Below are 10,599 nucleotides of genomic sequence, written 5' to 3' on the forward strand. Positions count from 1 at the left end.
AACGGGCAGCGCAACCAGTTTCAAAAGAACAAACGGCTTACGAGCATCTCCCCGCTGGCGCGGAGTGTAGCGACCCGAGGGAAGCCTGGAGCCTGTACTGTTTCAGGACCTTGCTGCCCGGCGATGATTTGGGGCCAATGCTCAACGAAGGAAGCGGGCTTCAGCTGCCTTGATCCCTTCGGTCCGCTGAAGTCTGAAAATCTCCTCCACAGGCAGAATATCCTTGTGCACGTTCTGGACGCCGCCATCGGCGATGATCCGGCGGAACGTCTCCTGCATGCAGGTTGCCGCGGCGCGGATGCCGTAGTTGCCGTAGATCATCATGCGGATATTGCCCAGCGCCCTAACCCGTCTTGCATCCAGATCCGGGTAGGCATTCGGTACGACCACCAGCGGCACCGCTCCGGTCCAGGCACGCGAGAAGCTCTCGATTTCGGAGGCATCCTGCTTTTTCGAATGGATCAGAATCATGTCGGCGCCGGCTTTCGTATAGGCCAGTGCCCGGCGCAGGGCTTCCGTCTCGCCCAGACCTGCAATCAATGCCTCGGTGCGGGCAATGACGAGAAAATCCGGGTTCCGTCTTGTTGCGACCGCAGCCTCGAGCTTGCCCTGGAATTCTTCGATCCGCAGCAGCTCCTGTCGACCACCCGCAACAAGGCTTGTGACCTTCGGAAAGGTCTTGTCCTCGATGACAACCGCGCTGGCGCCGGCCCGCTCGTATTCACCAATTGCATGGATGACGTTGATCGCATTGCCGTATCCCGTATCGATGTCGGCAACAATCGGCAGCGTCGTACGTCCGGCAATCGACCGCAGCATATCGAGATGCTGCGCCATCGAGATCAGACTCATGTCCGCGAGCCCGTAAAGCGCTGCAAGTTCGAAGCCGGAGGCCCACAGGCCATCGAATCCGGCTTCTTCGGCTAAAATCGCGGAAAGAGGGCTGTGGGCGGCCATGATGTGGACAAGGCCGGTCTCGGCCATGCGGGCGCGGAGGCGTCTGGCTGACATGATGAAATCTTTCATAGCTGGGAGACGGAGACGGTGATGCTGCGCTCGCAGGCGGGGTGAGCGTCCGGACGAAGAGGCGCGAGCAAGCCGGATACGGGGTGAAGCCGCGAATCCTGCGATCCAGGACCGCGGTGCCGGTTTCCATCGCCCTGCCGCGCGAGGCGAGGGCTTTTCGATGATGCCTGTGCAGTGAGCGGAATGCCGCAAAACCTGATCCGGCACACGGCACGAAAGCTGCCCGCCCGGATTCAGCCGGGCGGGCGCGACACCACGGCATTGCCGCGATGCGATCGTAAGAAGGGGCATGAAAACATAAGGTTCATTGCGGGCTGCCTCGATCGCAACCCCGTCCGGGCGGGGGCACGGTGTTGATGTCACCACCTCCTCGGACCGATCGAGGCTGGCGACGAATTCATTCAGGACGACCTGTCCGGCGTCACGGCTGGCTGCGATCCGGTGGTTGCTCCAACCGCGTGCAAGGTCGTTGGCACTCTTGATCGCCACGGGCAGCAACGTCGTCCTGACGGAGGATCTGCCGCGCTCATGCCGGATAGTCCGCATGCCTGCCTCACAGGCGAAGGTGCCGGTCCCGAAACCGGCGGTCCCATGACTGAAGGCGAGCGGACCGGTTCTTCGGGCGCGCAGCAACTCCGTCCATGCTCCGGCATCAGGGGGCCGGACGGCATCGAGCTGTGCTGCAGCGGGCGACAAGACAGGATTCCCGAAAGAAGACATGATGATTGTTCATTGTCTCTATCCGCTCCCGGACGCGGAGACCAATCGGGCTATCGCATTTTTTGGATCAACCAATCGAAAGTTGCGGTAACTGAGGATCGGATCTCCGGTCGGCCCTCGCGCTGACCGGCGCAGCAGTCGAGGCAGGTGAGTACGACGAGCGGCTGCCTGCCATCTCGCGGCATTATCGCGTGTGATGCCGCAAGCCTTGCGCGCCCGGCAGCCCCGGGGGAGGCCGGCATACGCATGAGCGGATGACAGCGTCGGCGCGATGGGCAGTGATTTGATGATATCCGGCACGCCGCAGTCATCATGGATGGAATGCAATGACCGAACAGAAAGCACAGGCAAGATGACGCCCAAGGTGCCTTGTCCGCTTCGCGGCTGTCACGCTGGTATGGTGGCGGAATGGCCAACGAAAATGCAGTTGTTGTCTGGACCGGCCATTCGAATCGGTCTGCCGCGTTCAGATGTCCGGAGCAGCGCCGGATGCGGCTGATCGAAAACGGGAGCAGTTCGCCTCCATCACGAGGTCCGCGCGCGAGAGCGCATAACCATCGAAACGGGCTCGTCTTCCGGCGACATCGGCTGACCGGGGTGCCTGTCATCGCATGACTGCAGGTTCCGATTGAGTTATTCGATGGGTGTCATCCAGCCTTAGCAATGGAGGTCTTTGAAGTCGTCACCGGCTGGCGAACACGTCAGCTTTCACGATGGTCTGGAAGTGAAGTTATGGCATCCGTGCAGATTGACGGCATCCGGAAGAACTATGGCCCGACGGCGGTCCTGCGCGGTGTGTCGCTGTCGATTGCGGACGGCGAGTTTCTGACCCTGTTGGGACCATCGGGATGCGGAAAGTCGACGCTGCTGCGGATCCTGGCAGGCCTCGATGTACAGGACGCAGGCTCGATTTCGATCAGCGAGCGGGCAGTGGATGGGCTGCGGCCAAAGCTGCGTGATGTCGCGATGGTGTTTCAGTCCTACGCGCTCTATCCCCATATGACGGTCGCCTCCAACATGGCGCTGCCGCTGCGGATGCGGCGCCTCTCGGCCATGCAGCGGTTGCCTGTTCTCGGCCGCCTGATGCCAGGAGGAGCGCGGATCTCTGCCGAAATCGACGCCGAAGTGACCCGGACAGCCGGCTTGCTCGGGATAGGTCACCTCTTGGAACGCAAACCTGGACAGCTCTCCGGAGGCCAGCGGCAACGCGTCGCGGTTGGCCGCGCCATGGTGCGCCATCCCGCCGTATTCCTGATGGATGAGCCGCTGTCCAACCTCGACGCCAAATTGCGGGTGCAGATGCGCGCCGGGATCAAGGAACTGCACCAGAGGATCGGCGCTACCTTCGTCTATGTCACGCATGATCAGGCCGAGGCCATGACGCTGTCGGACCGGGTCGCGGTGATGCTCGACGGCGAGTTGCTGCAGGTCGCGCCGCCGCAGGACATCTATGCCGACCCCGATGACAGACGTGTTGCCGAATTCATCGGCTCGCCCAGGATCAACATCCTCGACGGTGTGGTGCGCGAGCGTGGCCTGATCGATGTAGCCGGATCGACGCTCGGGATCGAGGCCGATGCGCTTTCGGGCGTGCCTCTCACCCTCGGCGTTCGTCCGGAGGCTTTTCAACTCGCCGAACATCGCGGTCCGGACACATTGACCGGTTCTGTGCGCCTGATCGAGCATATGGGATCCGATCTCTTCGTGCATCTCGACCTGCCGGGCATCGATCATCCCCTGATCGCAAGGCTGCTCGCCGAACGGGCGCCCCGGATCGCGCCGGGACAGACCTTGCATCTCGGCGTCCGGGCGGATCGTGTGCTGCTCTTTACCCGTGACGGACGTCGTTTGCGCCGCGAGGCCGGGCAGGGACCGGGATCGGTCGCCCCGTTCCGGGAGATTGCCTGATGGGCAAAGCCGTTGCGCTTTCCGGTGCTGCCGACGGGGCGTGCCCGGCCGGTGGCGAGCCGACGTCGTCCCTTGCGGCGCGCAGACGGGCTGTTGCAGAAGTGCTGGCGGGCTGGACGCTGGTCGGGCCTGCCGCATTCCTTCTGATTATCCTGTTCTTTCTGCCGGCGACGGGCGTCTTCGTCATCGCGCTCACGGACTGGCAGTTCGGGGCGCGTTCGCTTTCCTTCGTCGGCCTTACCAACTTCCGCGAGGTCTTCGCCGACGCCGGTTTCAGGACCTCGCTCCTCAATACGGTCTTCTACGTTTTGATGGTCGTGCCGGGCACTGTTGTGCTCGGCCTTCTGGTTGCGCTTCTTGTCGAAAGCGGCAGATCCTGCCGGTCCTTTTACCGCGCCGTTCACTTTCTGCCCTTCATGGCGACGATCACCGCCACGGCAATCGCCTGGGACGCGCTGCTGCATCCGGCGATCGGCCTCGTCAACCAGATACTCGCGGCCCTCGGCCTGCCCGTTGCCAACTGGCTGCGCGACGAGAATACCGCGCTGACGGTGCTCGCCGTCATCGGGGTCTGGCAGAACCTCGGCTACGCCATGGTGCTCTTCCTCGCCGGCCTCAAGAGCATTCCTCAGGACCTTTATGATGCGGCCGATATAGACGGTGCGGATCGTGCGCTCGACCGGCTGCGTACCGTGACACTTCCCATGCTCGGTCCGGTCTCGATGTTCGTCGTCATCGTCGTGGCACTGAGGGCGTTCGAGACTTTCGACACCGTGAAAGTGCTGACACAGGGCGGGCCCGGCCACGCCTCGGAAGTCCTGCTCTATACGCTGTACCGGGAGAGCTTCGAATATCTGCACACCGGATATGGTGCCGCCGTTGCCGTCGTCTTTCTCGCCATCGTCGTGACGCTCACGCTCGTTCAGGCCCGCGCCATGGACAGGACGGTGCACTACCAATGAGCGCTATCACGTCTGCCAGCCGGCTCTCGCCGGTTGCCGCCATTTTTCGCGATGTCGTGCTGCCCATCACCGCGGCGGGTGGCTTCGTCGATCTGCGTCAATGGTATCCCCGCCCGCCGGGCCAGCCTGCGAAATCTTCTCCTTGCCCGACGACATTGCGTCGGGGGAGGGGGCGGAGCTGTCAGACAACACGCCAACGGAGGCAATCGATGTTTCCTTCACGCAGGACCTTCCTGTCGATGGCAACCGCTGCGGCCGCAACGCTGGTCCTGAGGGCCCGTGCGCATCAGCAGACGACGATCCGGATCTGCTATGCTCCGGCCTCTCTGAGGGGACTCTATGAGGCGCTTGCGCGACGTTTCATGGAGACCCGTCCCGATATCAGGGTCGTTCTTGACAGCCCCGCCGTCGACTATGACGGCCTCGTCCAGCAGACCTTGCGGCAGAACATAACGAAGCAACTGCCCGACATTTCCCACCAGGGCCTGAACCAGATCCGCCCTCTGGCTGATCGCGGGATAGCGGTGCCGCTTGATCGCTTCATCGCAGGCGATCCGGCGTGGAAGACGATCGGCGTTCCGCAAGAAGTGACGTCGTTTGCGTCATACGGCGGCAAAACCTGCGCCCTGCCGTTCGCAATTTCCGTTCCCGTGCTCTTCTACAACATGGATCTCGTGAAGAAGGCCGGCGGTGATCCTGACAACCTGCCTGACGACTGGAATGGCGTGATCGCGCTTGGCAGGAAGATCGGTGCCTTGGGCGAGGGGACCGGCGGCCTCTATGTCGAATACACCAATAACGGCTGGTCGTTCCAGACGCTGGTGGGCGCCTTCGGCGGCCGGATGATGAGCGAGGACGAAACAAGGATCACCTTCGACGGCCCGGCCGGCCTTCAGGCGCTGCAGCTGTTGCAACGTCTCGGAAAGGAAGGCCAGCCCGGCTTTGAACGGGACCAGGCGCGGCAGGCATTCCGAGCGGGAAAGCTCGGTATCCTGTTCGGCGCAAGCAGTGCGCTCAACGGCTATCAGCAGTCGGCCGCCGGCAATTTCCGGCTGAAGGTCGGATCATTGCCGGTCTCATCGGCAAGCGACAGGCTTCCGGCCGCAGGCAACGGCATTGTCATGCTGACTGATGATCCCGACAGGCAGAAGGCGTGCTGGGACTACATCAAATTCGCAGTCGGAACGGCCGGCCAGACCATCATGGTCGAGGCCACCGGCTACGTGCCGGTAAATCTTGCCGCGATCAGCAATCCCGCTGGGCTCGGCAAGTTCTTCGACGCCCACCCGGAGCATCGCATCGCCAGTCAGCGCATTGCGATGATGACAGGCTGGTTCGCCTTTCCGGGCGAGAACAATTCCAGGATCATCAAGGCCATCGAGGATCACTGCTATCTCGTGGTCTCGCAGAAGCAGGATCCGGCCGCGGCGCTCTCAAGCCTCGTGAAGGACGTCGATGCGCTGCTGCCACACTGAGGACGGCCGGCACGGGAGCGCCGGCGAGCTATCGTCCATGGTTGCCGATATCGCGAGATCTTTCGCGCGCCGGCAATCCTGATGTCCTGTCCGGAAATGAACGGCAGGCGATTGAGGTCTGAAGAGGTGCCAACGATCCGCGGGTTGCAGCGAGACCGGGCTCGCGCGGGATCTGCCTGATCCGTCGAGGGGCTCGTGTCGCGGCCAGCCATTCGGGGGGCCTCGCAAAGATACATTTACCAGGAGATGCCAAAGATGCAGCTGATCGATCTGAGCCGGGAACTTCACCATCGCGCCCCGGCGCCCCAGGTGCATCCACCGATCATCATGGGCGTCTGGAACGATCACAGCGAAATCAAACAAGCCGGCGCGACGCGCTTCAGCTCGAAATCCTGGGCGCTGTCGCTCAGCGACCACTCGGGAACCCATGTGGACGCGCCCTGTCATTTCAATCCCGAACCTGATGCTCCCTCGATCGACCAGATTCCACTGGAGGATTTTTATACCGGGGCGATCTGCCTCGATCTGTCGCATGTACCCTTGCGACACGAGATCACGGCCTCCGAGATGGAAGAGGCGCTCATACGATCAGGCCAGCAGATCAGGCCGCGTGACACGGTGCTCATCGACATGGGCGTCAACAGGCGTCTTTGGGGTACGCCCGGCTATCTGCATGACTTCCCAGGGCTGCATGTCGATGCCGTGCACTGGCTCGCCGACCGCAAGATCCTGATGTTCGGCGTCGAGGCCATCAGCCCGGCACCGGAAGGCGAGGCCAACTACAAGGCGCACCTTGCCTGCGCGGCCCGCGGCATCACCCACATCGAGTGCATGTGGAATCTCGACAGGCTCGTCGGCAAGGGCCGGTTCCGCTTCATCGGATTTCCGCTCAGGATCCGCGGCGGTACTGCAAGCCCGATCCGTGCGGTCGCTGTCCTGGACGAATAAGGTCCGGTCCCTTGCTGCTCTTCTTGCACAGATACGATCGCACTTCGCAGGTCATGGCGGCCCTGCAGAACTCCCGTGCTCACGGCCGTATGCGAGCGCAGCGTTGCTTCCGAGGCCGTCCTGTCGCCGGTCTCTTACGCCAGGATTATGCACCGCGCCCGGCGCATTGCAGTCTGTCCCGGCCGAAGGCGGAGGAAGTTGCGCCAGGCTATGCGCATGAACGCATCGAAGAATTCCGCGCTGGTTGCGCAAGCATCATCGCGACAGGCGTCGCCTGATTGTGGACGGCTACCCGCCATGGACGGTGTGAGCGCATTGGCATGCTGAAGAAGGAAACAATAGCGGATCTGGCGAATGAGTTGCACGGCTTGCCGCTGGATGACGGGCGGGCGGCGGCCCTGGCCGATCATGTTGCCCGGCTGAATTCGCTTGTCCGGGCGAGCGCATCGCAGCTCGCGAGAGGTGATGAGCCGGCGCAGTTCGCCCGGATGCTGGCTCTGTTGAAGCGTCCGGCGGGAACATGATGCAGGATATCACGTCCCTGAGTCTGTGCGAGCTCGCTGATGCGATCAGGCAAGGCCGCATATCCTCCTGCCAGGCGGTCACGGCATGTCTCGAGCGGATCGATGCCTGGCAGCCGCGGATAAACGCATTCGTTACGATCGATCGGGAAGGAGCACTGGCATCGGCCCGGCGCGCCGACCACAGCCTTGCCGAAGGTCGCATCCTTGGGCCCTTGCATGGTGTGCCGCTTGCGCACAAGGACATGTTCGCAAGAGCCGGACGGACCGCAAGCTGCGGCTCCCGGATTTTTTCGGGCGAGGTCGCGAAAGAGACAGCGACCGTGCTGGAGCGGCTGGACGGCGCGGGCGCCGTCGAGATCGGCACTCTCAACATGACCGAGCTGGCGGGCTCCGATACGCCGGGCGAAGAGCCGCTCGGGCCCTGCCATAACCCCTGGAATACGCAACGTTTCAATCCCGGCTCATCATATGGTCCGGCTGCTGCGCTTGCCGCCCGCCTGATCTACGGCTCCCTTGGATCCTGCACCGGTGGATCGATCCGGATTCCCGCTGCCGTATGTGGTGTCACCGGACTGAAGCCGACCTGCGGCCGGATCAGTCGGCACGGCGCGCTGAGCCGCTCCTGGTCGCTCGATACGATCGGGCCGATGGCGCGAACGGCCCGTGACGTGGCCAGATTGCTGGGCTGCATCTGCGGCTTTGATGCGCGCGATCCAGCCTCCAGCGATGAGCCGGTCCCCGACTATGAGCGAGGTCTCTCCATAAGGCTCGCCGACATCCGGATTGCCGTGCAGCGGCGGTTCTGGTCCGTGGTCGATCCCGATGTGGCCGATGCGCTGGCCTGCTTTCAGGAGATCCTGGCGCGCCAAGGCGCCACGATCAGGCCGGCAGATCTTCCCGACGGGCACCTGCTCTGGGACCTCGCCTCGGTGCTCAGCGATTGTGAAACCGCAACCGTGTTCGGCCGCGATCTGCGCGAGCGCGGCGCCGACATCACGGAAGCCAACCGCAACCAGCTGCAGCGCGGCAACTTTATCCCGGCGCCGCGTTACCTTGAGGCGCTGGCGCTGCGCGGCCGCTACCTGCGTGAATTCTGCGAGGGGGTGTTCGCAGATGCGGATGTCCTGCTGACGCCGGCCCTGCCTCTTCCGCCGCCGGCAATCGAGAAGATGCGCGACGAACGCTTCGCCGACGAGTTCAATCGCAGCCGCGTCATCAACATCTACACGAGGCCGTTCAACTATCTGGGGCTGCCCGCGCTGAGCGTACCTTGCGGTTTCACGGCGGACGGCATGCCGGTCGCCTGCCAGCTCGTCGGCCGGCCGTTCGACGAGGCGACCCTGCTGGCCGTTGCCCATGCCTATCAGGACCTCACCGACTGGCACCACCGCTCGCCACAGATTTAACCGAACATGCTTGAAAACAGGGAAGACAGTTTCATGAGAAGACCGCAAACCGGGATGTTGTTTGCCGGGGAAGAGCGTGTGGAATGCTCCGGTGTGCGGGGCCTGAGGTACTTCAGACCTGGGAAGAGTGATTGCCCGCTTGTCGTATTCCTGCCGGGCGGAGTCCATCTGGCGCGCATCAGTTACGGCGATCCGTTTTCCGAGCGTGCCGATTTCCTGGACCACTGGCTGGAGCAAAAGGGTATCGGGCTGCTTGCCCTGTCGTACCCAACCGATCATCCGTGTATTGGCGCGATCGTGCCTGATCTGACCATTGCAGGCTGGGCGGACTGGATCGCCTCCGTTACCTCAGATGTATTGCGCGAAACGCCGGATCGTTCTGTCGCGGTCGCCATGTGGAGCATGGCCGGTCGCTCGGTTGCCGCCGTCAACACGGCCCTGAAGGCCCGCGGTATCGATGCAGTCTGCTTTCTGTCGCTGGCCGCCTCGCCACCGATTGCCGGGCTCAATCTTGTGCGACAAGGTGGCGATCCATTGACACCGGACGGCCTTTGGACAGGAGGCGTATATATCGACGGCTTTCTGCCGAGTCTTTCACACCAGAACCAGATCAACGGACGCAGGATTCTCGACGAACAGCTTTATCTGGAACACTATCTGTGCAACACGCCTGTCATGCTTCGAGGCACGTCCCAGCGCTTCTCGGATCAGGGCACATTCTGGAATTTCGAGGAGGCTCATGACGATATGAGGGCCTCTTCTTTTTCCGAGTTTCCGTTGGCCGCAACGATCAGTCCCACAGACAGGTCCGACGACGGGCACGCACTGGCTGACCCAATCAACTGGAATTTCTTCAACATACAGATGATCCGCGCACAGGCCCGGGCGCTCGATTTCGATGCCGGGCGATGGAAGGAGTTACGTGCCCTGACCCGGACGCTTCCCTCGCGTTTATCCCGAGATGTCGCCGGCGGGCATTTCTTTTTTGTAGGCGCACGCGGGGCTGAGCAAACAGCTCACCACATCACGGAACTATATTCCGAAGTGCGCAGCCTTCGCGCCGAAATCAGGGCGCTACTGGAGTGAAAGTCGCCGCATACCGGAAGTTCTGAACAAAAGGGCCTGCGGGGAGCCTTCGCGAGATCGCCCCGATGCCGGAGTCTCCATTGCCGTCAATCCGGAATGTCGCGCGAGAGACCATCCGTTTGGTCGGCAGAGCGCAGTGCCATTTAGGTTTGAGACGAACCGCGCCCCGTCGGATTGCAGATCCTGGCCAACCACTACGATCTGCGGTGCCTTCGTCTGTTGAACAAGTGGTGCGGACGGCCGGACTCAAACCGGGACGGGCAATGCCCAACGGATTTTTGTACCAGCTACGGCTTTGCCGCGGCCAAGGTGGCGTTTGATCCGTCTGTGCTGTCATCCTGTCGCTCCAGGTTATCGTCTGCGCCCTTTGCGCATATGCGCCCGCCAAGCTTAGCTTTGGCGGCCGCGACCTGTTGTTCGGAATAGTGATGATTCGTCTGCTCCTGCCGCAACAGGTGCTGTAACTGCGTCTCAACCCATTCCAGATTGAAGCGCTGCACGGGGGGCAAGGTTGGACGGCGATGGGAGCAAGAAGCCCCGGTAC

At 62.5% G+C, this 10,599-nt stretch carries 8 protein-coding genes; 7 read left to right on the plus strand and 1 reads right to left on the minus strand.

The window, feature by feature from the left end:
- Positions 1–141: 141 nt before the first annotated feature.
- On the minus strand, positions 142–1,722 hold the full coding sequence (locus tag XI02_RS45255; RefSeq protein ID WP_246783616.1) for an isocitrate lyase/phosphoenolpyruvate mutase family protein: 1,581 nt from the start codon (positions 1,720–1,722) through the stop codon (positions 142–144).
- Positions 1,723–2,478: 756 nt separating this feature from the next.
- On the opposite strand from XI02_RS45255, the gene XI02_RS11170 reads away from it, so the two are divergent.
- The 7 genes from XI02_RS11170 (at position 2,479) to XI02_RS11200 (ending at position 10,055) form a co-directional block, all read left to right on the plus strand.
- On the plus strand, positions 2,479–3,654 hold the full coding sequence (locus XI02_RS11170; protein ID WP_168856679.1) for an ABC transporter ATP-binding protein: 1,176 nt from the start codon (positions 2,479–2,481) through the stop codon (positions 3,652–3,654).
- Positions 3,654–4,616 (plus strand): carbohydrate ABC transporter permease, encoded by a 963-nt coding sequence (locus XI02_RS11175; protein WP_168856680.1) that lies wholly within the window; start codon positions 3,654–3,656, stop codon positions 4,614–4,616. The genes XI02_RS11170 and XI02_RS11175 overlap by 1 nt, the downstream gene beginning before the upstream one ends.
- Positions 4,617–4,825: 209 nt before the next feature.
- A complete protein-coding gene (locus tag XI02_RS11180) occupies positions 4,826–6,091 on the plus strand; it encodes an extracellular solute-binding protein (RefSeq protein WP_168856681.1) in 1,266 nt (421 codons plus the stop codon).
- Between the two features lie 255 nt (positions 6,092–6,346).
- A complete protein-coding gene (locus tag XI02_RS11185) occupies positions 6,347–7,039 on the plus strand; it encodes a cyclase family protein (protein WP_210262709.1) in 693 nt (230 codons plus the stop codon).
- A 320-nt stretch (positions 7,040–7,359) separates the two neighbouring features.
- Positions 7,360–7,563, plus strand: coding sequence for a hypothetical protein (locus XI02_RS11190; RefSeq protein ID WP_038388754.1), 204 nt, complete (start codon positions 7,360–7,362; stop codon positions 7,561–7,563).
- Positions 7,560–8,969 (plus strand): amidase, encoded by a 1,410-nt coding sequence (locus tag XI02_RS11195; protein ID WP_194483398.1) that lies wholly within the window; start codon positions 7,560–7,562, stop codon positions 8,967–8,969. The genes XI02_RS11190 and XI02_RS11195 overlap by 4 nt, the downstream gene beginning before the upstream one ends.
- A 6-nt stretch (positions 8,970–8,975) precedes the next feature.
- Positions 8,976–10,055 carry a hypothetical protein gene (locus XI02_RS11200; RefSeq protein WP_168856684.1) on the plus strand — a complete coding sequence of 360 codons (1,080 nt, stop codon included), beginning with the start codon at positions 8,976–8,978 and terminating at the stop codon, positions 10,053–10,055.
- The last annotated feature ends 544 nt before the right edge of the window (positions 10,056–10,599 follow it).

The sequence above is a fragment of the Bradyrhizobium sp. CCBAU 21365 genome, assembly GCF_015291305.1.
Lineage (GTDB): Bacteria > Pseudomonadota > Alphaproteobacteria > Rhizobiales > Xanthobacteraceae > Bradyrhizobium > Bradyrhizobium elkanii.

What these genes read in the sequence shown, in the direction of transcription:
- XI02_RS11170 (WP_168856679.1), top strand. Translation starts at nt 2,479, where the DNA reads ATGGCATCCGTGCAGATTGACGGCATCCGGAAGAACTATGGCCCGACG.
- XI02_RS11175 (WP_168856680.1), top strand. Translation starts at nt 3,654, where the DNA reads ATGGGCAAAGCCGTTGCGCTTTCCGGTGCTGCCGACGGGGCGTGCCCG.
- XI02_RS11180 (WP_168856681.1), top strand. Translation starts at nt 4,826, where the DNA reads ATGTTTCCTTCACGCAGGACCTTCCTGTCGATGGCAACCGCTGCGGCC.
- XI02_RS11185 (WP_210262709.1), top strand. Translation starts at nt 6,347, where the DNA reads ATGCAGCTGATCGATCTGAGCCGGGAACTTCACCATCGCGCCCCGGCG.
- XI02_RS11190 (WP_038388754.1), top strand. Translation starts at nt 7,360, where the DNA reads ATGCTGAAGAAGGAAACAATAGCGGATCTGGCGAATGAGTTGCACGGC.
- XI02_RS11195 (WP_194483398.1), top strand. Translation starts at nt 7,560, where the DNA reads ATGATGCAGGATATCACGTCCCTGAGTCTGTGCGAGCTCGCTGATGCG.
- XI02_RS11200 (WP_168856684.1), top strand. Translation starts at nt 8,976, where the DNA reads ATGCTTGAAAACAGGGAAGACAGTTTCATGAGAAGACCGCAAACCGGG.